Genomic DNA, 26,907 nt, shown 5'->3' with positions numbered 1-26,907 from the left:
GCCCCAGACAGCAAAAGGCCCTCCCCCGTTTCCAGGGAAGGGCCAGGAGCCGACCGGAACGGAGAGTCTAGTTCCGGTAGGTGAAGCCGAGGGCGAAGCGCGAGCCGCCGTACTGGACCGACCAGGGGTTGGCGCGGCCTTCGAAGCCGCGGTCGTCCGAGCCCACCGACAGGCGGGCGGCCTGCAGCAGGTTGCGACCTTCCAGATAGATCTCGAGGTTCTTGTTGATCTTCCGCGAGATCTTGGCGTCGAGATACTCGTACTGCTCCGAGTAGTAGGGCTCGCTCGGATTGTACGGGAAGCGCACGTAGTTGCCGATGTTGGTGTTGGGTGCGTTGGCCACCGGCGAGGCGCTGGTGTTGCCGCACGGCGAGATGCAGGTCAGCACCCGGTCGCGGGTCTGGTAGGCGATGCGGGCCTTGGTGACGCCGTCGTCATACCAGAACACCAGGTTGGCGAAGTATTTCGACTGCCCTTGCGGGTCGAGCCCCTCGGCGGTCAGCGGGTCCATGTAGGTGACCGCCGTGCCCGACTTGGTGGTCGAGATGTTGAAGTCCATGCCGGTCTTGCTGAGCTTCCACGGCAGGTAGGTGAAGGCGGTCCGCGCCACGAATTCCCAGCCCGACTGCACGTAGCCGGGGCCGTTCTCGTAGGTGGTCATGCCGAACTCGTAGTCCGAGAACTTCTTGCCGGTGCCCGGGATCTCGAAGTCGGTGCCTTCGAAGATGTTGACGTTCTTGACCGGCACGGCCAGCGGCCCGCCGACCCGCACCTTCTGGCGGTAGTAGGCCAGGCTGAACGAGGTGTCCTTGTTGGGATACCACTCCAGGCTCGTGTTGTTCTTGGTCGCCTGGTACGGCTTCAGGTCGGCGTTGCCGAACGTGCCGCAGGCCATGTCCTGCTCGGAACCGTCGGCGTCGCTCACCCCGTCGCGACGCTCGTCATAGGTGCAGGTGCCGCCCGGCCACAGGTATTTCATGGCCGGCGGGGCGATGGTCTTGGCCCACGAGTAGCGCAGCACGACCTTGTCGGGGATCGCCCAGACGGCCGCGTTGTACGACGGCAGCCAGCCGGTATAGCTCTTGTTGATCGACACCGGGCGAACCCGGTTGGTCGTCGTGACGCCGGCGGTGGCGTTGGGGTTGTTGGGGTCGAAGGCCGCGTTCTTGAAGGTGGTGGCCAGGGTCACGTAGCCCGAACCCTCGACCTCGGACTTGAACATCCGCGTGCCAAGGTTGCCGCGGAACTCCATGCCGAACGGCAGGTCGTGGGCCAGGTCGGCCATCCAGTACCAGGAGCTCATCGTCTCCTCGGTCTCGTTGAACGGCTGCTTGTAGACCTTGCCGTCGCTGGCCGCGCACTCCTTGAGGCAGTCGAAGTTGTAGTTCACGGCGCCGGCCATCTGGGAGAAGGCCTTCTTGACGTCGATGCTGTCCCACAGCTCCAGGCCCGACACGCCCTTGTAGCCCGGCATGAACTTGCCCGAGTTATGCTCGATCGAGCTCTGGAAGATGTCGATCAGCTGGGCCTGGGTGAGCGTCTCCAGGCCGTAGAGGAAGTTGACGCCGGTGGTCGCGTTGGGAACGTAGCCGTAAGCGCAGGCGTTGGCCGGCAGGGTCGAAGCCACGTTCGCACAGGCCCGCACGTCGCCGCGCAGGGTCAGGGTCGGCACGAAGACGCCGGGGTCGGGCGAGTAACCGCCGCCGCCCCACGAATTGGCCGTGCCCTTGCGATAGAGAATGCCCGCCTTGAAGCGCGTGAACAGCGGCATGTCGGGCAGGTAGGTGACGTCGAACTTCAGCTGGTCTTCGGCGCTCTCCACCTTCCGCGGGTTGAAGACCAGGCGATAGGCGTTCGAGTAGGCCGGCTGGCCCACCGCGGTCGGCGCGTTCAGCTGGGCGTAGTTGCGCATGTCGGTGTCGTCGAAGGACGACGGCATGTCGATCGTCCAGATACCGTTCTCAAGCGCCCGCATGGTGGCGTTGCCGTAGGTATAGCTGCGCGAGAAGCGCAGGTCGGTGCGCGAGTAGTCGCTCTCGTTGCGGCCGAACATCAGGTCCATGGTCAGCGGACCACGGTTGTAGTTGGCGCCGCCCGAGATGTAGTTCGTCTTCCAGATCTGGTCGTTCTGGATCTGGTCGATGCCCAGGGCGGCATTGGTGATGTCGAACTGGGTCAGATGGTGGTTGCCGTCCATCTGGATGGAGCCCGGCACGATGTTGGCCGCCACGCCCATCAGCGGGAACGAGTTGTTGGTCACGCCCGAGCCCGGCGTCGTGTCGATCGTGAACGGCGCCGTCGGCATGCCCGGGTTGTAGATGTAGAAGCCGCCGCCGGGGATGGCCGAGAGCACGTTGGGCGTGCCGGCCGGATAGAAGGTGTTGGTGACCAGCGAGGTCGCCGTCTGGTTCTGCGAGGCGCCGTACAGCGAGGTGATGCCCCCGCGGGTGCGTTGGCGGTTGTTCTCGTTCTGCGTGCGGTCGGCGACCTGGTACTTGGCGAAGATCGTCAGGTCGTCATTGACGCGGTAGTCGAAGCGCAGGTCCCAGGACAGCCGGTCTTCGTACTGGGTCAGGTTCTGGTCGCGCACCAGGTTGGGCGCGTAGTCGTTCCACTGGTTGAGGCAGCTGATCTGGGCGTTGATCTGGGCGGCCTGGGCGGCTTGGCGGTTGGCGCCGTTGGAGCCGGCCACGATCGTTCCCAGCTGCGCATCGGTCAGCGTCGGGAAGGCAGTCAGACACTCCGCCTTGGTCTTGGCCGCGGCCGACTTGGTGTAGACGTCCAGCGGCGTGGGCGCATTGAACATGCCGCCGCCCACCATGGCCCACGAGGCGATCGGATCCTTGGCGCCGACGCCGTTCGCCGTGGCCGGGTTGTAGGTGAAGGTCTTGTCCGGCGAATTGTCGAAGTCGGCGAAGCGCGTATAGCCCTGGGCGTTGTTCGAGCCGCCGTTGTTCAGCGCGTGGCTGTCGTTCAGGCGCTTGCTGTAGCTGATGTTGCCGATGACGCCGAGGCGATCGTCGAGGAACTTGCGCGAAGCCACCACGCCGATCTCGGGCGAGGCCTTGCGCGACAGGGTGTTGCCGGCCGCGGCGCCCCGGATCGACAGGTAAGGCTTCTTGAAGTCCAGGCCCGTGCGGGTCTGGATCTGGACGGTGGCGCCCAGCCCGCCCGGCGTCATGTCGGCCGTCTGGCCCTTGATGACGTCCAGGCTCTTGATCATCTCGGCCGGGAATTCGCGCAGGTCGGCCGCGCGGCCGTCGCCGCCGCCGGCCGCCAGGCTGAAGCCCGAGGCGGCCACGCCCATGCCGTCCAGTTCGATGCGGGTCAGGTCGGCGCCGTTGCCGCGGATCGACACGCCGTCGCCTTCGCCGAAGCCGTTGCGTTCGATGGCGACGCCGGCGATGCGCGACATGGCTTCGTTGACGTTGCTGTCGGGGAACGAGCCGACGTCGTCGGCGACGATGGAGTCCTGGGCCGTCGCGCTGCGCTTCTTGCGCGCGATCGACGACTGCTGCGAGGCCCGGGCCCCGACGACGATGGCCTCGACCTCGGTCGGAGACTCGACAGATCCGGACGTCTTGACGGTTTCGGATTGTGCGGCGGCTTGCTGAACCGGCCAGACGGCCGCGCTCAAGGCGATGATCGACACAGCCGCGGCCGTGCGGCCGCGCGCGCTGAAGCGCTTCATTACTTCCTCTCCCAAAGTCTTCTTATTTCTCGCGGGGGGCGTCTCTGGCCGCCCGCCAGGCTCATGGCTGCAACTGGCGACGTCGCCCGGCCGTCCCCCCAGGGATATGGCCGGGCCGTCGCTATGCGCCGGCCGGTGCTATCTTGATCATCGTTTTCTCCCGCCCTCGCTGACGGTCTTCGCCGTCAGGCCTCGCCATATTTGGCCTGACCACTCTGTTGCATAACCGAGATACTCAGACAAGTTATTGTTATGATCAATGCGACAAGGCTGCTGTTACATATCTGCCGATGACAACGTTGACATATTGTCGAGCAAATTAGGCCTGGAAGCTCAAAACCTTCGACGAAACAACGAACAACGCTCGCCCAGGCGCGTCGGCCCGGGCGAGCGGTATGGCCACCTGAGGCAGCCATAAAAACTCCTACAAGTGGTCGATGTTTTTCTAAAAGTGGCCGAAAAGCGTCGACTCGGGACGTCAGGCCTTCGTCCAGCCAGCGCCCGCATAGCCGCCGACCTCGGCCTCGTCGTCGATCACCCGGCCTGTTCCGTCCTTCACCTGACGAAGGATTCGGGCATCGACCGCGTCACGGTCCCAGGGCCGCGCGCCGGCCGCGGCCAGAACGCTGGCCTCGACGCTCGACGCCGGCAGGGCCTTCAAGCCCTTGGGCCATAGCGGCGCGACCGCCAGGCGCCGAACCTGCGGCAAGGGCGTGGTCGGCAGGATCCGCAACTCGGGCATCGCCGCCCCGCCGGCATAGGTCGCGCGGTTGTCATGGGCATGGAGCTCCAGGTCTCCCTGCCCCTCCACGATCAGGAACGGCAGGTCCGGCCGGGTGGACGCGCCACCGCGCACCACATTGCCCACCAGCGCCAGCCGGCCGACCTGCCAGGCCCGCCCCTCCCACTCCGGGGCGTTCAGCGCATAGTGCATGGCCCGCGTACCGGGGTCGTAGACCAGGTTGTTGACCGACACCGCATGGACCGCGCCCTTGAACAGCTGGTTGCGCTCCAGGTTGTGGGCATAGAGGTTGCCGGCGATCAGCACCTGTGTCGCGTTGTCGTGGATCAGCGTGCCCTTGGAGTGCTCGCCCTTGACGTGGCTGGCGTGCGACAGCCCCTCGGAGACGATGTTGTTGCTGAAGGTGATCCGGTGCGAGGTCCCCTTACGCCAGGCCTCCACCGTGTCGCCGCCGTCGAAACGGGGCCCCGAGGCCGACAGGTTCTCGTCGGTGGCCCAGGCGATCGAGCAATGGTCGACGATGACGTCCTGGGCCTTCCAGCAGGTGATCCCATCCACCTCCCAGCCGCTGCGATCGGGAGCGCCATCGCGACCGGCCCGCACCCGCAAGTGACGCAGCACGACGTCGTGGCTCTGCACCTCGATGCCGCCCCGGATGAAGGTGATGCCAGGCGACGGCGCGGTCTCGCCGGCCACGGTCAGGAACGGCTCCCGGATCCGGATGCTCCTGCGGCCAAGGTCGATGACGCCTGCGACGTCGAACACTACCTTGCGCGGCCCGGAGGCCTCGACAGCGGCGCGGAACGAGCCTGGCCCGTCGGCGGCCAGGGTGGTGACCCGCAGGGTGCGACCGCCCTCCCCGCCCCTGGCGCTGGCCCAGCCCAGCGCGGCGAAGTCGGGCGCCTTGGCCCAGGTCGCCATCGGCGCCAGCAAGGCTGCCCCGGCGCCCGCCAGCACCGTCCGACGCCTCAGCACGAAGTCACCCGTCTTCATCGCCAACTCCTGGCCGAACTGAAAAAGAAGCGGCGGAGGACCGCGTCGATCCTCCGCCGAGGCCGCCTTCGAGCCCTGGGGAAAGCCGAAGGGGTTGGCCGCCACGCGGAGGGGTGCGGCGACCAGTCTCGCGGCGCGCTAGTATTTGTAGCGCACGCCGATCCGGTAGTTGGGGCCGCTGCCGCCGTACGAGAGGATGACCGGGTCGTTGTAGACGAACCGCTCTGACTTCTCGTCGGTGATGTTCAGGGCCTCGAAGGTGATGCTGACCTGCTTCATCGGCTGGTAGCGCATCGAGAAGTCGACGTTCATGGTCGACTTTGCGCCCTCGAACTCGTTGATAAGCGGGCCATCGCAGGCCGAGCCGTTGGCCTGCAGGCCCGGATCGCAGTTGCCCGAGGCGATCGGATACTTGGTGTAGTATTCGTCGCGCTGGGCCATCGAGACGCGGGCGTTGAACTTCTTGGTCTCGTAATAGACCGTGAAGTTGATCCCCTTGGGCGAGGCGCCCAGCCAGGGGCCCGTGCCATAGACCGGCGCCTTGGTCACCACGCCCGTGGTGGCGTTCACCGCACCCGGGTCGAGGATGTATTTCAGCTCGGTGTCCAGCTTGGTCATGTTGAACTGGACGCCGAGGTTCTTGAAGTACCAGGGCAGGAAGGTGAAGTCCTGCTGGTAGCTGAACTCCCAGCCCTGCAGCACGCCGCCGGGCGCATCGCGGACCTGGCGGGCCAGCATCACGTTGTCGGCGTCGATATAGGCGCGGCGGAAGATGTCGCCGCCGGTCTCGCCCGGGAACTGCAGGCGCAGCTGGGCGATGGCGTCGGCGTCGAGGAACTCCGACAGCGGGGCTTCGTAGAACACCGTCTGCGGATAGGAATCGATGTCCTTGCGGAAGTAGCCCAGGCTGATCAGGCCACCCTTGGCGAAGTACCACTCGGCGGCCACGTCGAAGGCCTTGCCGCGGAACGGCGAGAGCTTCGGGTTGCCGACCGTCAGCGTGCCGCCGGTGACTGAGCCGTCGCCGGGGATGCTGACGCCGGTGACCGCCGGCGACAGGTTGCCCAGCAGCGGACGAGCCATGACCTTGGCCGCGGCGAAGCGGATATAGAGGTTGTCCATCGCCTCCCAGGTCAGGTTACCGGACGGCAGGGTGTCGCTGTATTTGTTCTCACCGCGGATCGGCCGGCCAGCCGTGGTCTCGCCCAGGGATTCGACCTCGGTCTCGGCCTGGCGGACGCCGAAGTTGCCGAACAGGCGACGACCGCCCCAGACCTCGTAGTTGAAGCCGAACTGGGCGTAGTAGGCGAGGTTCTTCTCGGCCACCTCGAACGAGGCCGAGCGGTTGCGCTTCCGGGTGATGCGGAAGTCGCCGTACTTGTTGATGCAGTCGCAGTCGAAGCCGAAGACGCTGCTGAAGGCCTCGAGGTTCGGCGCATAGAAGCGCGTGGTCGAGCCCTGCGGCACGTCCAACCCCTGGCCGAACTCGATGACCTGGCCCAGCGAGGCGCTGGTCACGCCGGCCTCCTTCTCGGTCGGATTCAGGAGGTCGTTGTTGCGCTCGTACTGGTCGGTCGAGAACTCGTACTTGCGGCCGGTGATCCCGAACTTGATCGTCCAGTTGTCGTCCAGCTCGTAGGCGACGTCGATCTTGGCGCCGTTGTAGGTGTTCAGGGTGTTGCGCTTGTAGTGGCGCATGCCCGAGAAGCCCTTGACGATGCCCCACTTGGTCGCGTCTGCCCCGTCGAACCCGGCATCGAAGCGCGGCATGCCCGAAGCGCCCCGCTCGTCGAAGATGAAGGGCTCCTGGGCGTCCATGTAGTTGAACTCGACCAGAGTGCCGGTGTTCTTGTTCTCTGACCGCGAGGCGCCGTAGGCGGCGGTGGCCTTCAGGCGGTCGCTGAACTCGTGGGTCAGTTCGGCCGACACCTGGCGGAAGTCGGTGGTGTAGGCGCCGCGGTCGGCGCCCGAGCGCCAGTCGACATTGCCCAGCTTCAGATACTCGGCGTTCTGGCCCACGACCTCGGCGTCGAGCAGCTTGACCGACGGGCGCCCGATCAGGTCGCCACGGAACGGCAGGCTGGAGGCCGGGCCGGCATAACCGGGCGAGGACGGGTTGGTGTAATACTCGTACGGATCCAGGTTGTAGGGGTTGAAGCTGTAGGTGTAGCCGCTGACCGGGGCCTGCCCATACAGCTGCTGGCCGCAGTCCTGGCCGGGGTTCAGATCGGTCTCTGCGGTAAAGGTGCAGCCGCCCGGATAGAGCGCGCGACGCTGGGCGTCGGTCATGGCGCTGCCGTTGCGGGCCGTGGCCGTAGGCACGTTTGCGCCGTACTGATAGCTGGCGTTGGTGTTGTTGCGGTTCAGGCCGACGGGCGACAGCTGGTAGTTGGTGCTGACGCTCTCGAACCGCGAATAGAGGCCGTCGACCGTCAGCTTGGTGCGCGGCCCGATCTCGAACTGGAAGGCGCCGGTCAGGCCCAGGCGCTCGGTCTCGACGTCGCGCTGGGCGATCGACGGCAGGGCCGGAAAGCGGATCTGGCTGTCGTTGCAGCCCGGCGAGGTCGGGGTCAGGCCCGCCACCGGCTGGCCGCTGGTCGCCGCGCAGTTCGGATAGAGCTTGGCGTAGGCGGCCGGATCAGAGCCGGTCATCTCGGCATAGGCCAGCGGATTGGCGATCGGATTGTAGTAATTGGCCGGATTGGCCTTGTAGGCGTCCAGTGCCGAACCCGTCAGGGTGGTCGGGATCAAGGCGGTGAACACCGTGCCGGTCGGCGCGGCGAAGCCCGCGCGGCCTGGCAGTTCGTCGCCGGTCCAGGTCGAGCCGCGATAGACATAGTCCGACGAGCCGCCGCCGCGGGCGTAGGTGTCGTCCTCGGAGGTGCGCTTGGCGTAGGCGGCCGACATCAGAAGGCCCACCCGCCCGTCGAACCAGCGGTTGGAGACGAGGCCGGTGATGCGCGGGCTGTGCTTCTTGCCGTTCTCGTAATAGCTGTCCTCGGCCGACAGGGCGAAGGCGCTCTTCTTGTAGTCGAAGGGCCTGCCGGTGATCAGGTCGACCGTGGCCCCCAGCGAGCCTTCATCGGCCTCGGCCGACGAGGACTTGCGCACCCGCACCGAGCTGAACAGCTCCGAAGCGAAGGCGTTGAAGTCGAAGGCGCGCGAGCGGTTGGGGCTGGAGCCGGAGTCGTTGGAGGCGCCCGTCGACAGGGCCTCCATGTTGTTGATCCGCACCCGACTGAAGTCGCCCGACAGGCCGCGCACGCTGATGGTGCGGCCCTCGCCGTTGTCGCGGTCGATCGAGATGCCCGGCAGGCGCTGCAGCGATTCCGCCAGGTTGGAGTCGGGGAAGTCGGCGATATCCTCGGCGTTGATGGCGTCGAGCATCACGTCCGAATTCTTCTTGGTGTCGATGGCGCTGCGCAGGGCCGCGCGATAACCGGTGACGACCACCTCGCTGACCGCGTTGTCGGTGATCGGCTGGTCGGCCGGCGGCGGCGAGGCCTGCGCCAGGGCCACGGCCGGCGTCAGCAGCGCGGCCACCGTCAGGCTCGAAATCCCGGCCATCAGCCGCGTGCGCGGCGGGACCTTTCCCGTCTTGTAATTGGTCATCCCTATTTCCCTCCCAATTGTTGATCGCGTCGCTTCGGACGCGTCGGCTTTGGCGCAAGCGCTCCCGTTCGCCGCGCCGGGGACGCGGCGGCGAAAAGGCCCGCACTGATCTCTTGGTCTTCACGGACGGCGGCAGGCCGCCGCCTTGGTCTCGGCTCTAGGCGCTAGACATCGTCGCTCACCCTCCTGGGCTCGTGATCGGATCGGCCGCCAGCCAGTCCAGCGCGTTGCTCAGCCAGCGCGTCTGGAGCGGGGCGACCATGTCGGGAAGGCGATGGACCAGCACCCGCGCCGCGCCCTTGCGCGCGATGAAGCTGGCCGCGCCGTTGTGGCGGTCGTGATCGCGGCTGTAGGCGGCGATCACCTCGACGCCCTGCCCATCGACCAGCAGGCCGTTCGAGGGCTGCCCCTCGACCTGGTGCAGCACGCTCATGGCCATGTCGGACGGGATGCCGGCGAAGGTCGAATGGGCCCGGACATAGTTCCAGTTGCCCATCCACGGGGCCCGCAGCCCCCCGACCTGACCGGCATAGGAAAAGAGGCCGAGACCCGCGAGTTGCCTGGCCACGCCCTCGGCCAGGCCGTCTTCCTGCACCATGGCCAGCAGCGGCGTCCCGGCGAAGATGGCGGCCAGCACTTCGGGCGGCAGTTCGCCCAGCACCAGCTCGACCTTCTCGCCCTTCTTCGGCTGGGCTTCCAGGCCGGTCTGCTCGCCGACCTGGCGGCGGACGATCTCGTCGGCCTTCAGGCCCGAGGCGACGATACCGTCGTAGCGGACGCCGACCTTGAAGTCCTCGACCGCGACGCCAGCCTGCTTTTCCAGCTGAGCCCGCAGGCTCCTGGCGACGCCCGAGACAGCCAGCTTCAGCTTGCGCCGCGGCTCGCCCTGCGGCGCGGCGACCCAGACCTCGCGGTCGGAGACCACCTGGCCAGAGCCGGACAAGGCCACGCGGATCACGTGCCGCCCTTCCCGCTCGAAGGCCGGCGTACGGACACGCTCGGCGACCAGCCACGACATGCGGTCCGCCTCATGTGCGGGAACGGGCCAGCGCCCGGCCGCCCGCGCCACGCCGTCCGGCCCGACGACGCTCAGCGCCAAGTCGCCGGAAATCGGCTTGCCGGTGTCGTTGAACAGCCAGAGATCAAGCTCGGCCGCCTCGCCGGGCGCATAGGCCAGCTTGCGGGGCTTGGCCACGGCCAGGGTCGGCCGCAGGCTCTGACTCATCAGGCTCGGGTCGGCCTTGAAGCCGCGCAGGGCATCGACGATCCCGGAGTGGTTTTCGATCGAAGTGCTTTCCCAGCCCGAGATGGCGGCGACGTCCACCGTCTCGCCCAGGCGGATGTTCTCGAGGTAGTTGCGCCAGGCCTCGTAGGCCTTGCGTCCGACCGACAGGAACAGCGCCTCGGTGGTCGGGAACGCCTTTCGGAAGCCCCAGCGATCCAGATAGGCGTTCGTGCGCTCGACGATGACCTTGTGGTCTTCCAGGTCGTAGCTCTTGCCGCCCTTGGCCAGGATCTCGGCGACCATGGCCACGTGGTTGTCGGCCACGGCGCACCCCTGCATCTCGCCGAACTCGACGATGAAGGGCTTGCCCTTCTGCATGTGGATGTAATCGTCCTTGGACGCGTAGAACTTGTCGTACCACTGGTCGCCGGCGCCCTGGTGCTCCACCCACCAGCCGCCCCATTCCTCGACGTCCGAGCGGAAGTAGTGGTCGTTGTACGGCAGGTACATCGCCTGGGCCGCGCCGCGCTTGACGAAGCCGTCGTTGAGGATGACCGCCCGGCTGGGGTCCAGGTCGTGCATGGCCTTCAGCACGAACTGCACGTCGGGATTGGCCAGGTTCGCGCCGATTTCGTTCTGCAGGGTGTAGTGGGCCAGCGACGGATGCGAACGGAAGGCCCGCACCATGGCCTGGCACTTCTCGACCATGAACTGGCGGCTGAAGGCGTCGGCGGGATTGAGGCTCTCGCCGGGCTTGAGGTCGCGACCGATGGCGTGGCGTCCGCCACCGGGCTCCATCACCCGCAGCAGGCCCATTTCGTCCATGGCCTGGAAGACCTCGGGCTTGCCGACGTTGCGGTGGAAGTGCAGCGCGTTGAGGCCCAGCGCGTGGGCGGCGGTGACCTCGCGGCGGGCCAGTTCCTTGGTCGGCCACAGGCCGTTGAAGCCCCAATAGCCCCAGGAGATCGCCGAATAGAGCCGGATGCGGCGGCCGTTGAGGCGCAGCAAGGCGTCGGTCCCCACGCCCTCGACGCCGAACCAGCGGAAGCCGAAGCGCACTTCGCGGGTGTCGACATCACGCCTGGTCTCCGCCCACGACAGGCGAAGGCGATGCAGGCGCGGCGTATCGAGATCCCAGAGATCGGCCTTGGGCGCGGTCACCGAGAACCGGACCCGCAGGCGGCGACCGCCTTCGAGGGTTTCGAGGGTTTCGAGCTTGATGTCGGCGGCGACCGGCGCGCCCCTGTCGTCGAACAGCGCGGCGGAGGCCTTGGCCCGCAGCTTCGCGAGATCGGCGACCGGCTTTTCCAGCACCACGTCCATGAAGGCCGTAACCGTGCGCAGCTGGGGCGTGTTCAGCACCCAGGCGTCGTCGATGCGGGCGGCCAGCGGATTGACGCTCAGCGTCATGCCGCGATCAAGGCCGCCGAAGCCGTGAGAGGCGAACAGCTTCACCTTGCCCCAGACCATGGTGGTGCTGTCGCGCCAGTCGAACCGGCCGCCGGGATTGGTGATGCGGATCGACAGCCGGCTGGCCTGTCCCGGCTTCATCGCCGCCGTCAGGTCGCAGGCGAACGGCAGCTCCGACATGATCGAGTAGCCGACCAATTGCTCGTTCAGGAACACCTCGGCCCGCAGCCGCGCGCCGCGCAGGTTCAGCAGCACACGCTTGCCCTTGGCGGAGGCGGGAATGTCGATCGTCCGCGACCACCAGGACACGCCCTTGTAGGCGCCGTAGCGCGGCACGTCGTCGTCCTCGGCGTAGCGGTACTCGTCGGCGCCGTAGGGCCGCGAGGCGAACTTGCCCCAGAAGTGCTCCTCGACCGTGGTCGGCAGGCTGACCGTAAGGGCCTCGGAAGAGCCAAGCGCGCCCCAGCCGCCAGTCGGCGGATTGACCGGCAGCGTCTTCAGGTCGACGGCGCTGGGCAGGTGCAGCGTATCGTCTTTCCAGGCCGCGGCCTGGTCGATCCAGAGGCTCCAGCCCTCGTCGGGCACGGCCAGCAGGTCGGCGGCCGACGCGGGCGCAACCATGCCGGTCGCGGCGATACCCGCGCCGCCGGCGGCCAGGAAGAAACGGCGGTCCAGCTTCACGGCAACACCTTCCGACCGGTGACGGCGAAGCGGGCGGAAACCCCGGCGGGCTTGGCCAGGCCCGGACGCGACACCGGCTGGCCGCCGCCGATCCAGAGATCGACCGCTCCCGCCTCGACCGCGCGCACACCGACGGCGTCCACGACACTGAGCGCCGACGGATCGAGCTCGAAGGTCAGGGTCCTGGTCTCGCCGGCCTTGAGGGCCACGCGCTGGAAGCCCTTCAGCGAGCGGATCGGCGCGCCGGCCGCGCCGCGCGAGACATAGAGCTGGGCGACCTCGTCGCCCTCGCGGGCGCCGGCATTGGTGACATCGACGCTGACCTTCAGCGTCTCGCCGGCCTTCACCGACTTGGCCAGCTTCGGCTGCCCGTACTTGAAGCGGGTGAAGCTCAGGCCATGGCCGAAGGGATAGAGCGCCTCGCCGCCGAAGTAGCGATAGGTGCGCCCGGCCATGCCGTAGTCCTTGAACGGCGGCAGCTGATCGGCCGAGCGGTAGAAGGTCAGGGGCAGCCGGCCAGAGGGGCTGTAGTCGCCGGCGATCAGGCCGGCCACGGCATGGCCGCCCTCCCCGCCCGGATACCAGGCCTCGACGATGGCCGGCAGTTTCTCGTCCGCCCAGTTCACGGCCATGGCCGAACCGTTCATCAGCACCAGCACCACGGGCTTGCCGGTGGCGTGCAGGCCTTCCAATAGGCTTTGTTGCGGCGCGGGCAGGTCGATACGGGTGCGGTCGCCGCCGGCGAAGCCCGGGGCGCGGACCGACATTTCCTCGCCTTCCAGCTTGGCGGTCAGACCGCCGACGAACAGCACTAGATCGGCGTCCTTGGCCGCGGCGATGGCGGCCTCGGCGCCCTGGCTGGGCTTGCTCCAGGTCAGGCGCTGGTCGCCCCGGTCGCCGTCCTGCCACGCCTCGACCGTGATCGCGTGCGCCTGCCCGGCCGTCAGGGCGACGGCGCCTTCGGGCGTGGCGTCGGCCGGACGCTTCCAGGCGTCGACCACGACCTTGCCGTCGACGATCACCCGATAGCCGCCCTCGCCGCGCATGGTGAAGCGATGCACGCCGGTCTCGGTCGGCTTCAGGAAACCGGTCCAGCGCGTGGAAGCCTGGCGCTTCTCGCGCGTCGGACGGCCCCAGCTGACCTGCACGTTGGCGGCGCTCTCGGCCTTGGCCTCGCCGGCCAGCTCCAGACCCCGGAAGGTCTCTAGCTTCACGCCCTTGGCGGCGCAGGCCGGGTCGGCGCAGAACGCCTCATTGGACAGGGTGTTCATCGGCGCGCCGACCAGACCTGTCCCCTCGACGAAGGTCACCTGGGCGTTCGGATAGCGCGCGCGGATCCCGGCCAGCACCGTCACCGGCTTGGAGGGCGTGCCGTTGTAGTTGCCGACCAGGGCGTCGAGGCTGTCGGCGTTCGGGCCGATCACCGCGATGCGCTTGGGCGCGGCCTTCAGAGGCAGCAGGCCGTCGTTCTTCAGCAGCACCATCGAGGCCTGGGCCGTCTTCAGCGACAGGGCGCGGTTGGCGGGCGTGTCGTTGTCGGCCGGCGTGATCTTCGAATAGGCGACATTGGACGGCGGATCGAAGAGACCCAGCTTGATGCGGGCGACGAACAGACGACGGACTGCCTGGTCCAGATCAGCCTCGGTCATCAAGCCGCTCTTCACCGCGTCGACGATCGGACCGATCTCCGAGCTCTTGTTGGCCCCGAACTCGGCGCAGATCAGGTCGGTGCCGGCCTTCAGGCTGACGGCGACGCCCTCGGCCGGGGTCTTGGCGTAGTTGTGCGAGGTCGGCAGGAAGACGTCGGCGATGGCCGCGCAGTCCGAGACCACGTGTCCCTTGAAGCCCCACTTTCCGCGCAGAGTGTCCTTGAGCAGGAAGTCGCTGGCGCAGGCCGGCACGCCGTCGACGGCGTTGTAGGCGCACATCACGGACTCGACCTTGCCGCGCTTAACCAGCGCCTCGAAAGCCGGCAGATAGGTGTCGGCCAGATCGTGCTTGCTGGGATGGATGTCGTCGTGGTGACGGTCGGCCTCCGGACCGCTGTGCACGGCGAAGTGCTTGGCGGTGGCGGCGGTCTTGTAGTGCTTGGGATCTTCGCCCTGCAGGCCGTGCACGAAGGCCACGCCGAACTCGGCGGTCAGGTGCGGATCCTCGCCCCAGGTCTCCTGACCCCGGCCCCAGCGCGGATCGCGGAAGATGTTGATGTTGGGCGACCAGACGGTCAGGCCGCGATACTGGCCCGAGCTCCCGTCAGCGCCGCGCTTCTCGACGTATTTGGCGCGGAACTCGGTGGCGATGGTGTCGGCCACGTCCTGGATCAGCGGGACATCCCAGGTGGCCGCCATGCCGATGGCCTGCGGAAACACGGTCGCTTCGCCAGCGCGGGCCACACCGTGCAAACCCTCGCTCCACCAGTTGAAGGCGGGCACGCCAAGGCGCGGAACACCCGGCGCGGCATGCTTCAGCTGGCCGGCCTTCTCCTCCAGCGTCATGCGCGCGACGAGATCGGCGGCGCGCGCCTCGGGCGAGAGGCTGACGTCATGGAAGGCGTCGGCGCGCGCCATCGCCACGGCCGGCGCAGTCGCCATGGACAAGGCCAAAAGAGAAACCACGCCGAAGCGACGGCTGCGGACGGATACGCTCATCAAACATCGCCTCGGGAAGAATTCAGGTCGCGCAGCAGCTTGCGGTCAGGCCGGTAGACGACGGCGCGTTCGCCACCGAGGTCGGCGCGGGCGCCGCTCTTGGGATTGACGAGGCCGTAGCGGCGCTTGTCGCGGATCTCGAAACGGCCGACGCCCGGCAGGTCGACGACCTTTCCGTCGAGCAGGGCTTCACGGATCTGGCGGCAGAGAGAGCGAGTCAGCATGTCGCCGACGTCAGCTTGAAAGGCCCGGGCGATGTCGAGGACGGGCTCTTCGGCGGGCCGTTCGTCGCCTGAAGACAGGCCACGCGGCGCAGCGCCCGAGTCGCGCGCAGAGCTGTTCATCGAACCGCCTCCCCTTCCCATGTTGCGGCCTTGTCGACCGTCTCGCCCGGTTAGCCACCGGTGTCATGATTGAAATAAGCATGTCGCAATCGACACGAAAAGAGAAAAAGGTACCGGTAACTTAAATAAATGTGGAGATTTTCTCCGCTTTTCTTCCCGACATTGAACGACGTCCGGCGGGCGCCGATCCGCACAAGAAAACGACCGCTGATCCATAATTTTTCGTCGTCCATTGATCGGGCGGACTTTCGCCAGCATCGTCGCGCCAACCGGCGAGACCGGATGTTTGGGGAGACCTCGTGTCGACGGCGGAGCGGCCAGAAGCTCGCAACGACGAGCTGTGGAAAGACCGATCGGCTTATCGGCGCGCCTATGCCCAGGACTGGGGCGACCTGTGCGCCTTCCTGCGCGCGCGGTTCGGGGCGGGCCCGCCCGATCCCGAGGACGTCGCCCAGCAAGCCTTCCTCAAGCTCGGGGAGCGGCTATCTGACCGTTCGCTGGAAAGCCCTCGCGCCTTTGTCTTCCGCGTCGCCATCAACCTGACGCTCGACGGCCGTCGGCGTCGCCAGCGCACGGCCCGCCTGCTGGACGCCTCCGCGCCGGCGCTGGAACCGGACGATGCGCCGGACGTCGAGCGAGCGCTCATCGCGCGCGACGACCTGAAGCTGCTGGAAAAGGTGGTGGCGGGCCTGCCGGACCGGCACCGCCGCTATCTCGCGGCCAACCGGATCGAGGGTCTCAGCTTCGCCGAGATCGGCCGCCGCGAGGGCGTCTCCGAAGCCCTGGTCCGCAAGACTATCGACGAAACCACCGCCGTCTGCCAGCGCGCCCTGGCGCGCGGCGTCATCGACTACAGGGGCCTGTCGCGTGAACGCAACCGTCGATCCTGACTCGCCGATCGGGCGGGAAGCCCGGGCCTGGGCCCTGGCGGTGTCGGGCGAGCCGTTCCCACCGGAGCGGTCGGCCGACCTGCGCCGCTGGCTCGACGCCGATCCGGCGCATGCGCGCGCCTATGAAGAGGCCGAGTCCGTGCTGCTGGCGCTGAGCGAGCTGCCGTCCCTGGCGCGCCCCGCTCCCCAATCGCACCGCAAGCCCCAGGCCCGTCCATCTGCCTGGATCGGCGGCGTGACAGCGCTGGCCGCATGTCTGGTCACCGCCGTGGTCATAGCCTTGCCGCCCACCGTGCTTGAGACCGGCGCTCAATCGCGCCAGGTCGCCCTCAAGGACGGCAGCACAGCCATCCTTGCGCCGGGCAGCCGCCTGGCGCCCGCTTCGCGCTGGAACAACCGCCGCTATGTCCTGGAGCGCGGCGAGGCTTTCTTCTCGGTGCGCAAGGCCGATGGCCGTCGCTTCCAGGTCGAGATCGGGCAGACGGAAGTCGAGGTGCTGGGCACGCGCTTCGACGCCCGGACCAGCGCCAGCGGTCAGGTCCGCGTGGCCGTCGAGGAGGGCCGGGTCGCCGTCTACCATGGCAAGGCGCGCAGGGAGGTCGCCAAGCTGGGGGCCGGCGACTACCTGCTGGTCGAGAACGGCCGCGCCCAGGGCGGCCGGCTGCCGGCCCCGACCGAAGCCGCCGCCTGGCGCGCCGGACGCCTGGCCTATGCCGACGCGCCCCTGGGCGACGTGGTCGCCGACCTCGTGGCCAGGGGCCATGCCGGACTGCAGGTCACGCCACGCGCCGCCGCCCTTCGGATCACCGCCAGCTTCCAGCTTGACCAGGCCGACCGGTTCATCGCCAGCCTGCCCGAGATCCTCCCGGTCAGCATTCGCTCCTCCGGCGGCCAGCGGACCATCGACGTTCGCCCCGGAACCGCCTCAGCGCCGTGATGAAGGCCGCTCCCGCGATCGGGGCGATGGCGGCGGGCTGGCTCATGGCGGCCCCCGTGCTGGCGGCGGCGCCCGAACGATCCTTCGCCTTCGACCAGCCGGCCCAGCCCCTGGCCACGGCCCTGCTGTCGGTGTCGGCGCGCACCGGCGCGGTAATCGCCGCGCCCTCGGCCCTGACCGCCGGCCGTCGCGCGCCGGGCCTGTCGGGATCGATGTCGTTGAACCAGGCCTTGCGGATGCTGCTGACGGGCTCGGACCTGGATTTCTCGATCTCGCCCTCCGGCGTGGTGACCCTCAAGCGCCGCACCCAGGCCATCGCGACCGCGCCGCCTTCTTCGCCCCGCCCCTCGACACCCCAAGGCGATGAACCGACCCTGGTCACGCCGATCAGCGTACTGGCCCGCCCCCTGGCCGAGCCCGTGACCGAACAGGCAAGAGACGCACCGGCCCAGGTCGACGTCCTGCTGGAGGAGCAACTTCGCGGCGCGGGCGCACTGGGCCTGGGCGACGCCCTGCGGCAGATGCCGGGAGTGGCCGCCGGCCCCGAGACCGGCGAGGCGCGCCAGATCGCCGTCCGGGGCGTGGGCGGCCGCTTCACCCGCGTGCGGGTCAACGGCATGGAGACCCTGGCCACCTTCGGCGCCAGCAACGCCGTCGGCGGCACCAATCGCGGCAGGGCCTTCGACTACAACATCTTCGCCGCCGACCTGTTCAAGCAGGTGCGGCTGCAAAAGACGGCCTCGGCCGACGTCGACGAGGGCTCGCTGGGCGCGACGATCGACATGCGCACCCGCTCGCCGCTGGAGCTGCCGCGCCGCCACGCGGTGTTCATCGTCGAAGCCGGCTACCAGACCCTGTCGCGCGAGGTCCGGCCCCGGGTCTCGACGGTGCTGTCCCGGCGCGACGCCGCGGGCCGGCTGGGCGTCCTGGTCTCGGCCGCCTATTCGGGCCGCTCGGTGGTCGAGGCCGGCGCCAGCGCCGGCCAGTGGGAGACCGGCGTCGCCGTCGCGCCCGGCTTCGGGTCCGCCGCCGCACCGCTCGACCTCGCCGCTGTCAACGCCGCCCTGCACGCCCGTATTCCCCGGCTCGAGCTGATGGAGATCGACCAGGATCGCGTGGGCCTGACCGGCTCCCTGGAATGGCGGCCGGACGACGCCACCCGCATCGCGCTCGACACGATCTATGCCGAGCTGCGCTCCCCCCGGCGCGAGAACCTGCTGGAAAGCTTCACCTTCCGTACGCCCGGCGCTTGCGCCGCACCGCCCGATCCGCGCTGCGGCATCAACGCCGTGGCGGTCACGGCGGCGGACATCGCCCTGTTCGGCGGCCGCAAGCCGGTGCTGATCGCCGGCCGCTTCGACAATGTCGACGTGCGCTCCGAGGCCCGTCGCGACGAACTGAACACCATCTTCCGTCAGACCACCCTGGCGGCGACGCACCGGTTCCGTGAAGGCCTGGAGGGACGCCTTCTGGCCGGGTTCAGCCGCTCGGACTTCAGCAATCCAGTGCAGCAGACGCTCTATCTGGAGCAGTTCGACGTCGACGGCTTCGCCTATGACTTCTCCGACAGGGACCGGCCAGCGCTGAGCTTTGGCGACGCCGCCCTCGCCGCGCCCGGAGCCTGGACGATCAGCGAGTTCCGCTCCGATCCCAACTGGGTCGACAACAGCTACCGCTCCCTGGCGCTGGACCTCGAAAACCGCTCGGGCCCGGTGGACTGGCGCGTCGGCCTCCTGGCCAAGACCTACCGCAACGTCGGTTCGGCCCGGATGCGGTCGGACGGCGGGATCGGCAACATCAACGCCGAGCTTCCGGCGAGCCTGCGCGCGTTGTCCCTGGCCGACTATGTCCACCTCGTCGGTCAGGGCGTCGACTTCGGCGTCGTCGGCGCCCCTGCCCATTGGCTGGCGATCGACACCCAGGCCGCCCTCGCGGCCGCCTGTGCGACACGCCAGTGCCCAGGCTTCGAACTGGGCCCCGGCGCCGTGGCTGGCCTGAACTACGACGTGACCGAACGATCCGACGCGGCGTTCCTGCAACTGGCCCTGCCTCGCTCTCCTTCCCGCCCTTTCTGGGGGGAAGCAGGCGTGCGGGTGATCCGAACCAAGGTCGACGCGGCCGGACTCGACGTCGGCGCCGACGCCGTCGCGCGCTGGACCAGCGCCTCCAACGACTACTGGTCCACCCTGCCGTCGCTGAACCTGGCCTGGAACCTGTCATCCGACATCGTCATGCGGGTCGGCGCGGCAAGGGTGATGGTGCGGCCCGACCTGATCAGCCTGCGGCCCGGCGTCAGCGTCTCGACCACCGGCGCCAAATCGGTTTCGTCGGGCAATCCGGACCTGCGCCCCACGCGCGCCGACGCCTTTGATCTCTCGGTGGACTGGCGACCACGCCAGGGCGTGCAGGTATCGGCGGCCGTCTATCGCAAGACCATCGCCACAACGGTTCAAGGCACGAGCACCCGCCCCGCCCCGTTCTCGGCCAATCCGTTCGGACTGCCCGACAGCGTCGCGGTCGAGGCCTGCGGCAGGGCGCCGGACTGCTCGCCGGGCCTGCCGATCTGGCAGTTCTCGCGACCGATCAACTCTGGGCCCGGCCGGCTGACGGGCGCGGAGCTATCGTTCCGCGCCCCGCTCGGCGAAAGCTGGAGCGTCCAGGGCGCGGCCGCCTACACGCGCACCATGGTGCGACTGCTCGACCAGAACGGCGCCTGGGTCGACATGCAGGACGCCCTGGGCGCGCCCCGCGTGGCGGCCAATATCGGCCTCGCCTACCAGCGCCCCGGCCTGGAGGCGCGCGCCGCGCTCAGCCATCGCAGCCGCTACCTGGCCACCATACCCGCGCCCAACGGCGGCGACGTCGACGGCGTGGATCCGCTGACCACGCTGGACGCCGCCGCCAGGCTGACCCTGTCGCCGCGCCTGACGCTGACGGCCGAGGCCGCCAACCTGACCGACGCCTACCAGCGGCAGTTCAGCGATCGCACTCTGATCCCGACCTATCGCCACCACACCGGCCGGGAGTTCCGGCTGGGCCTGCGTTGGGCGATGTAGTCGCCGCGCTGATCGGTGATGATGACGGTCGCTCAACGACCGCCGCCTCATCAAGACATGCAGAATTACTCATAAGCTCGCGCCGGTGCGACGCCGCGGTCTCAGACGATCTGAATACCCATCAAATTCAATGCACAAGGTATTCAGCCAGAAACGCTGAAAGCCGAACCGCAAGCGAACGCAGTTTTTCTGAATACCCGAACCGCCGGAGCGGCAGCCGAATACCGCTCGGAGGCGACGCAACGCGCCGCTCTCCTTCTTTGGCGACTTCCCCGCGTTCACTTCGGGCCGCCGCTTCGGCGGCGGCCGCTTCTTGGGGAGGTCCTGGTACGGGGGCGTTCTTAAGTCTTGGTCAGCCGTAGATCATTCATCACCCGCGCCTTCGCGCTTGGAGGCTTCTCCGCCGGCTACACCGCCCTTCAGGGCCTTGGCCTGACATCCACCGCCTTCGCCCAGGAAGCGCCCGACCTGCCGAAAGATTTCGGCAAGGGACGCTCGGCGATCGTCCTGGGCGCCGGGATCGCCGGCCTGGTCGCCGCCTACGAACTGGAGCGCGCCGGCTTCTCCGTCACCGTCGTCGAGGCCCGCGACCGGGTCGGCGGCCGCAACTGGACCATCCGCGGCGGCGACCGCGTCGAGACGCTGGACCGTCCCGGCCAGACCGCATCCTTCTCGCCCGGCCTCTATTTCAACGCCGGCCCCGCGCGCCTGCCCAGCCACCATCAGGGCGTCCTGTCCTACGCCAAGGCGCTGGGCGTGCCGCTGGAGGTCGAGGTCAATTCCAGCCGCAGCAGCCTGCTCCAATCCGACGCGGCGTTCGGGGGCAGGCCGATCCAGCAGCGCCAGGCGATCAACGACCTGCGCGGCGGACTGTCGGAACTGCTGGCCAAGGCCACGCGCGGCGGCGGCCTGGACCAGGAACTGAGCCCCGCCGACAAGGAGCGACTGCTGGCCTTCCTCAAGACCTACGGCGACCTCGACGCCGGCGGCGCCTACAGAGGCTCGGAACGGTCGGGCTATGTCACCGCGCCCGGCGCGGCCGACCAGAAGGGCGTAGCCCGGTCACCGCTGGCCCTGCGCGAACTGCTGTCCGACGAGACCCTGCCCTACGCCCTGTTCGAGGAGAACATCCTCATGCAGGCGACCATGCTGGAGCCTGCCGGCGGCATGGACGCCATCCCCAAGGCCCTGGCCAGGGCGCTGAAGGGACCGCTGCTGCTCGGCGCCGAGGTCACGGCCTTCCGTCAGAACCAGCACTCGGCCGAAGTCGCCATCCGCGACCGCAAGAGCGGCGGCTCGCGCAAGCTGACCGCCGACTACCTGGTCGTCACCGTGCCGCTGCCGATCCTGGCCAAGGTCGCCAACGACCTGCCGGGCGAAGTCCAGGCCGCCATCGCCGGCGCCCGCTACGACAACGCCACCAAGGTGGCCTTCGACGCGCCGCGCTTCTGGGAGGCCGAGCAGATCTACGGCGGCCTGTCTTTCGTGGGCGGCGAGACGACGCTGGTCTGGTACCCGAGCGGCGGCTTCCACCAGCCGCGCGGCCTGCTGGTCGGCGCCTATACGGTCGGGGCGGCGGCGCGAACCTTCCAGGCGCGAAGCTTCGACGACCAGGTCGCTCTCACCCGCGCCGCGATCGACAAGCTGCACCCCGGCAAGGGCCGCGATCTTTCGGCCCCGCTGGTGATCGACTGGAACCGCCAGGCCTTCAACCTGGGCCCCTGGATCCACTGGGAGGGCGACGGCAACGACCCGGCCGCCTACCACCTGCTGAACCAGCCGCAGGGCCGGATCTTCCTGTCGGGCGCCCACCTCTCGCAACTGCCCAGCTGGCAGGAGGGCGGCGTCGCCGCCGCCCGCCGCACGGTCGGCCTGATCGCCCAGCGCGTCCGCGCCGACCGCCTCACCCTTTCCCGAACGGAGACCCGTCCATGATCCGCAAGCTCGCCTTCGCCCTTGTTCTGACCGCCGCTTTCGCGGCGGGCTCGGCAAGCGCGGCCGAAATCCGCCGCGCGCCGTCCTCGGGCGCGATCGCCATCACCCCGTCGGTCGCCGTGCCGGCGGGAACCGAACTGGTCTTCCTCAGCGGCGCGCTGCCGACCATCGCCGACAAGGCCAAGCCCGGCACGACCGAGGACCAGACACGCTCGGTGCTGGCCAAGCTGGAGGCGGCGCTGAAGGCCGAGGGCCTGGGTCACGGCGACGTGGTCAAGGCCACCGTCTTCCTGGTCGGCGATCCGGCCAAGGGCGGCGAGATCGACTTCGCGGGCCTGAACAAGGCCTGGGCCGAAGCCTTCGGCACGACCGCCCAGCCCAACAAGCCGGCGCGCAGCACGGTGAAGGTGGCGGGTCTCGTCCTGCCCGGCGCCCTGGTCGAGATCGAATTCGTCGCCGCCAAGACCCGCTGACGGGCCGCGCGACCAAAGAACCCGCCGCGCGACGGGGCCGCTTCCCCGGCCGATCGCGCATCCCAACAATCTGAAGCTTTCATCGGGGGATAGGATGAAAACCCAAATTCTGGGCGCGTCGGCGCTCGCCTTGACGACGGCCCTGTGGGGCGGGGCCGCGCTCGCCGATCCGGCGCCGGAGCCCGCCGCGCCGGATGTCGCCTCGGTCGAGGCGGTGATCGTCACCGGCACTCGGCAGAGCGGCGTTCGCGCCGTCGACAGCGCAGCGCCGGTGCAGGTGATCGGCGACGAGGCCTTGGCCCGCACCGGCCAGACCGACCTGCGCCTGGCCATCAGCAACCTCGTGCCGTCGTTCACCGCCCAGGCCTTCGGCGGCGATGCGGCCAACCTCACCCTGTCGGCCCGCCTGCGCGGGGTCAGCGCCAACCAGACCCTGGTGCTGATCAACGGCAAGCGCCGCCACGGCACAGCCAACCTCGCCGTCCTGGCCGGCGCCTACCAGGGCTCGGCCGCGGCCGACCTCAACTTCATCCCGACGGCGTCGATCGCCCGCATCGAGGTGCTGACCGACGGCGCGGCCGCCCAGTACGGCACCGACGCCATCGCCGGCGTCATCAACATCATCCTCAAGGACGACGACCACGGCGGCAGCGCCTCGGCGACCGGCGGCGCCTATTACGAAAGCGACGGCGAGACCTACAGCCTGTCGGCCAACGCCGGCTTCGCGCCGGCGCCCGGCGCCTATGTCAACGTCACGCTGGAGAACCGCTTCCACGACTTCAGCTTCCGCGGCGCGCCGGACGCCCGGGTGATCGCGACCTCGGCGGTCACGGCCAATCCGAGCTGGCCATCGGCCCTGCCCGGCTATCCATATGTGAACCGCATCGCCGGCGACGCCCGCTACCAGATCACCGCCGGCACGGCCTCGGCCGGCTGGAAGGCCAGCGACCAGCTGGAGGTCTACGGCTTTGGCACCTACGGCGTGAAGAAGGCCACGGCCTACGAGAACTATCGCCTGCCCAACCGCCTGCCGGCGATCTACCCCAAGGGCTTCAGCCCGATGCTGGAGACGCTGGAGACCGACTACGCCCTGACCGGCGGGATCAAGGGCCAGGCGCTCGGCGGCTGGCGTTACGATCTCTCCAGCACCTACGGCCGTGACGACCACGAGGTGCGGGTTCGCAAGTCGGCCAACCTGCAACTCTACGCCGACACCGGCGCCACCCCGACCGAGTTCCACGCCGGCGACTTCGTCTCGACCCAGTGGACCAACAATCTCGACCTCAGTCGCGAGTTCGATGTCGGCTGGGCCTCGCCGCTCACGCTCGCCCTGGGGGCCGAGCAGCGCAACGAGACCTATCGGATCGGAGCGGGCGACGCGGCCGCGCGCTACAAGTCCGGTTCGCAGTCCTATCCGGGTTTCGCCCTGACAGACGCCGGCAAGCACAAGCGCGACAGCTGGGCGGTCTATGCCGACCTCGCCGCCTCGCCGGTCGAGAACCTGAAGCTCGATTTCGCCGTCCGCCATGAGGATTTCAGCGACTTCGGCTCGGCCGACATCGCCAAGCTGACCGGCCGCTACGACTTCACGCCGACCTTCGCGGTGCGCGGCACGGTCAGCAGCGGTTTCCGCGCGCCCACCCTGGCCGAGCTCCACTATTCGGCCACCAACGTCTCGCCGACCACCGCCTTCGTGCAGCTGCCGCCGGGCTCGGCCGGCGCCAGGCTGCTGGGCCTGGACGGGCTGGATCCCGAGAAGTCGACCAATCTCAGCGTCGGGATCGTCGCCGAGCCCCTGCCCCGCGTCTCGCTGACCATCGACGCCTATCAGATCAAGATCGAGGACCGCATCGTCGGCAGCGGCGCGCTCTACGGCAAGATCGGCGGCGCGGTGGTCAATGCGGCCATCACCAACGCCATCACCGCCAACGGCAATGTGCTCGATCCCACTGTCGGCACCACCGGCATCAACCTGTTCTCCAACGGCCTGGACACCCGCACGCGCGGCGTCGAGATCCTGGCCACCACCTGGACCGATCTCGGCGACCTCGGAAAGATCGACTGGACCCTGGGCGTCAACGTCAACCAGACCAAGGTGACCCGCATCGCCACCCCGCCCTCGGGCCTGGGCAGCGCGGTGCTCTATGACCGGGCGGCGATCGCGTTCATCGAGCACGCCTCGCCGCGCTACAAGGCCAACCTGACGGGGGTCTACGCCAAGGACCGCTGGACGGTCAGCCTGACCAACACCCTCTATGGTCCGGCCTGGGCCTACACCAACGTCAACGGAACCTATTTCAAGGACCGCATCAAGTCGCACCTGATCACCGACCTGGAGCTGACCTACGCGGTCACCGACGCGGTAAAGACCTCGATCGGCGCCAACAACCTGTTCGACGTCCATCCCGAAAACCTGAACCCGGCGGGCACGGCCGCCTCGATCGCGGCCGGCAACCAGGGCGTGGCGCTGTATCCCAGCTTCTCGCCGTTCGGGATCAACGGCGGCTACTACTACGCACGCGTGACCTACAGCTTCTGACGGCGCGGGACCTCCGGAGCGATCCGGAGGTCCCGTCCTGATCAGCGATAGCGATAGAACTTCACCCGCTGGATCTGGAACTGGTCGGGCGACAGGCGGATATGCCGGCCCTGGTGGGTCTGGTCGCCGTTCAGAAGGCGGCCGGAAACCCAGCGTCCCTGGGCGTCGAACACCCCCTCCTCGGCCCTGTCGATCCCCGCCAGCGGCGGTCCCTTGCCGGCGCCGGCGAAGGTGACGATGATCCCCCGCCCGGCGACCAGGTACTCCTCTGGACCGGTCTGGATAATCAGGCCCCCATGGGTCGCGGGCTTCTGCGCGGCCTTGGGCGTCCAGGGATCGATGAACCCGACCTCGAAGCGATAGTCGCCCATCTCCTGGCTGACCGGCGCGTCCTGCACGGTCCCGTCCTCCAGCACCCTGGGCTTGAATCCGGCCATATTCCCCTTGCCTTGGGCGTCCAGCAGCACCGGCGTCAGCTGGCGCAGGACGTCGTAGGCGTCTGCGATCGCCTTGTGCTCCTCGGCGTTGACGCTCTCGATGGCGAACGGCGAGAAGCCCAGGGCGTCCAGCTTCCCGAAGGCATAGAATGCGTTGGCCGGGGTTTCCGGGGCGCTGGCGTTGTTGGCCTCGGGCACGAACAGCGCGTTGTCGGGCCGCGCGAACCGCGCGGCCAGGTCGCTGAAGTTGGGAAAATAGATGTCGGGCGACAGTAGATCCAGGCTCGGCGCGCCGGCCTTCCAGACGTCGAGCAGATGCGGCAGCGGTCCGCCGCTGGGATACTCGCCGGGCTTCTTGCCCGTGCGGTTCAGGGCGGCGTTGACGTACATGGGCAGCGGATAGACCGCCTTGCCGGCGGCGGTCACGGCCTCGGTGTAGCGGGCGTAGGACCAGGCGGTGAACACCTCCTGTCCGGCCTCGTCGGCGCCGAAGACCGCGGCCCAGGTCCCCTTCTCCTTCGCGCCGTTGCGAAGCCACAGATCCCGCAATTCCGGCTCGATCGCCTCACCGCCGGTCTTCAGCTTCTGGATCAGGGCCGGCGGAACCTGGCCGGCATAGGCCGCATCGGCGGCGGCCCCATGCTCGCGGGCCGAGGGCAGCATGCCGATCTCGTTCTCGACCTGCACCATCAGGACGGTGTCTCGCTCGGCGTCGACCTTCTTCAGGTGCGCCAGCAGCGCGGCATAGGCCCTGGCGTCGGCGGCGCGGGTGTTATCGGAGAAGGCCGACAGGATCTCGACCGTCGAACCGTCCTGCGCCCTGACGCGCGGGAACCGCGCCTGGTCGCGCTTCACCCACGCCGGGACGTAGGTCGACATGCTGTTCTTCCAGGCCCCGAACCACAGCAGGACCAGCTTCATATCCTGGGCGCGGGCGTCGGCCAGCAGGTCGTCGACGCTGGAGAAGTCGTAGACGCCCTCCTTCGGCTCGATCAGCTCCCAGGAGACCGGCGCCAGCACGGTGTTGAGGTTCATCGCCTTCAGGCGCGGCCAGTGCCTGGCCATGTAGGCGCGGCTGGAGGCGCTGGAATTGCCCAACTCCCCGCCCAGGATCAGCATCGGCTTGCCGTCGACGACGAGCCGGGCCGAGGTTCCGTGCTTCTCGAGACGTGGGATCTCCGCCGCCGCCACGCTGGCCGCCAGCAGGGCGGCCGTCGCAACGCTCGCACCGAGCCAGGCGCCGAAACCTCTCATCGAATAACCTCCCGAGCCCCGCGCCTACGCGCTTGTTACC

Annotated in this window: 13 protein-coding genes; 6 read left to right on the top strand and 7 right to left on the bottom strand. The window is 68.5% G+C overall.

Features of this window, described 5'->3' with window-relative positions:
• Positions 1–67 precede the first annotated feature (67 nt).
• From ACODR1_RS07175 to ACODR1_RS07150, 6 genes are all read right to left on the bottom strand, one after another.
• Positions 68–3,691 (bottom strand): TonB-dependent receptor, encoded by a 3,624-nt coding sequence (locus ACODR1_RS07175; RefSeq protein ID WP_488879844.1) that lies wholly within the window; start codon positions 3,689–3,691, stop codon positions 68–70.
• Positions 3,692–4,169: 478 nt separating this feature from the next.
• Complete coding sequence (locus tag ACODR1_RS07170) at positions 4,170–5,426, bottom strand: pectate lyase family protein (protein WP_488879843.1); 1,257 nt, start codon at positions 5,424–5,426, stop codon at positions 4,170–4,172.
• Positions 5,427–5,564: 138 nt separating this feature from the next.
• Positions 5,565–9,038 (bottom strand): TonB-dependent receptor domain-containing protein, encoded by a 3,474-nt coding sequence (locus tag ACODR1_RS07165; protein ID WP_488879842.1) that lies wholly within the window; start codon positions 9,036–9,038, stop codon positions 5,565–5,567.
• A gap of 178 nt (positions 9,039–9,216) precedes the next feature.
• Entirely contained in the window at positions 9,217–12,354 is a 3,138-nt protein-coding gene (locus tag ACODR1_RS07160; protein WP_488879841.1) for a sugar-binding domain-containing protein, read from the bottom strand.
• Positions 12,351–15,002, bottom strand: a complete 2,652-nt coding sequence (locus ACODR1_RS07155; RefSeq protein WP_488879840.1) for a glycoside hydrolase family 3 C-terminal domain-containing protein — start codon at positions 15,000–15,002, stop codon at positions 12,351–12,353. The genes ACODR1_RS07160 and ACODR1_RS07155 overlap by 4 nt, the downstream gene beginning before the upstream one ends.
• A complete protein-coding gene (locus tag ACODR1_RS07150; RefSeq protein WP_488879839.1) occupies positions 15,002–15,346 on the bottom strand; it encodes an HU family DNA-binding protein in 345 nt (114 codons plus the stop codon). Before ACODR1_RS07150 ends, ACODR1_RS07155 begins: the two co-directional genes overlap by 1 nt.
• Positions 15,347–15,645: 299 nt before the next feature.
• Here ACODR1_RS07150 and ACODR1_RS07145 point away from each other — a divergent pair, with 299 nt between their 5' ends.
• From ACODR1_RS07145 to ACODR1_RS07120, 6 genes are all read left to right on the top strand, one after another.
• A complete protein-coding gene (locus tag ACODR1_RS07145) occupies positions 15,646–16,236 on the top strand; it encodes an RNA polymerase sigma factor (RefSeq protein ID WP_488879838.1) in 591 nt (196 codons plus the stop codon).
• On the top strand, positions 16,214–17,173 hold the full coding sequence (locus tag ACODR1_RS07140) for a FecR family protein (protein ID WP_488879837.1): 960 nt from the start codon (positions 16,214–16,216) through the stop codon (positions 17,171–17,173). Before ACODR1_RS07145 ends, ACODR1_RS07140 begins: the two co-directional genes overlap by 23 nt.
• Entirely contained in the window at positions 17,173–20,229 is a 3,057-nt protein-coding gene (locus ACODR1_RS07135; RefSeq protein WP_488879836.1) for a TonB-dependent receptor, read from the top strand. Before ACODR1_RS07140 ends, ACODR1_RS07135 begins: the two co-directional genes overlap by 1 nt.
• 348 nt (positions 20,230–20,577) lie before the next feature.
• Entirely contained in the window at positions 20,578–22,164 is a 1,587-nt protein-coding gene (locus tag ACODR1_RS07130; RefSeq protein WP_488879835.1) for a flavin monoamine oxidase family protein, read from the top strand.
• Positions 22,161–22,637, top strand: coding sequence for a Rid family hydrolase (locus ACODR1_RS07125; RefSeq protein WP_488879834.1), 477 nt, complete (start codon positions 22,161–22,163; stop codon positions 22,635–22,637). The genes ACODR1_RS07130 and ACODR1_RS07125 overlap by 4 nt, the downstream gene beginning before the upstream one ends.
• Positions 22,638–22,731: 94 nt before the next feature.
• Positions 22,732–25,176 carry a TonB-dependent receptor plug domain-containing protein gene (locus tag ACODR1_RS07120; RefSeq protein ID WP_488879833.1) on the top strand — a complete coding sequence of 815 codons (2,445 nt, stop codon included), beginning with the start codon at positions 22,732–22,734 and terminating at the stop codon, positions 25,174–25,176.
• A 41-nt stretch (positions 25,177–25,217) separates the two neighbouring features.
• Here ACODR1_RS07120 and ACODR1_RS07115 read toward each other — a convergent pair whose 3' ends face one another.
• Positions 25,218–26,867 (bottom strand): GH35 family beta-galactosidase, encoded by a 1,650-nt coding sequence (locus tag ACODR1_RS07115; RefSeq protein ID WP_488879832.1) that lies wholly within the window; start codon positions 26,865–26,867, stop codon positions 25,218–25,220.
• Positions 26,868–26,907 lie beyond the last annotated feature (40 nt).

This window comes from Caulobacter sp. FG7, assembly GCF_057808875.1.
The sequence above is the reverse complement of the archived record's forward strand: the minus strand, read 5'-3'. Positions and strand labels throughout refer to the sequence as shown.

What these genes read in the sequence shown, in the direction of transcription:
- ACODR1_RS07175 (WP_488879844.1), bottom strand. Translation starts at nt 3,691, where the DNA reads ATGAAGCGCTTCAGCGCGCGCGGCCGCACGGCCGCGGCTGTGTCGATC.
- ACODR1_RS07170 (WP_488879843.1), bottom strand. Translation starts at nt 5,426, where the DNA reads ATGAAGACGGGTGACTTCGTGCTGAGGCGTCGGACGGTGCTGGCGGGC.
- ACODR1_RS07165 (WP_488879842.1), bottom strand. Translation starts at nt 9,038, where the DNA reads ATGACCAATTACAAGACGGGAAAGGTCCCGCCGCGCACGCGGCTGATG.
- ACODR1_RS07155 (WP_488879840.1), bottom strand. Translation starts at nt 15,002, where the DNA reads ATGAGCGTATCCGTCCGCAGCCGTCGCTTCGGCGTGGTTTCTCTTTTG.
- ACODR1_RS07150 (WP_488879839.1), bottom strand. Translation starts at nt 15,346, where the DNA reads ATGAACAGCTCTGCGCGCGACTCGGGCGCTGCGCCGCGTGGCCTGTCT.
- ACODR1_RS07135 (WP_488879836.1), top strand. Translation starts at nt 17,173, where the DNA reads ATGAAGGCCGCTCCCGCGATCGGGGCGATGGCGGCGGGCTGGCTCATG.
- ACODR1_RS07125 (WP_488879834.1), top strand. Translation starts at nt 22,161, where the DNA reads ATGATCCGCAAGCTCGCCTTCGCCCTTGTTCTGACCGCCGCTTTCGCG.
- ACODR1_RS07120 (WP_488879833.1), top strand. Translation starts at nt 22,732, where the DNA reads ATGAAAACCCAAATTCTGGGCGCGTCGGCGCTCGCCTTGACGACGGCC.
- ACODR1_RS07115 (WP_488879832.1), bottom strand. Translation starts at nt 26,867, where the DNA reads ATGAGAGGTTTCGGCGCCTGGCTCGGTGCGAGCGTTGCGACGGCCGCC.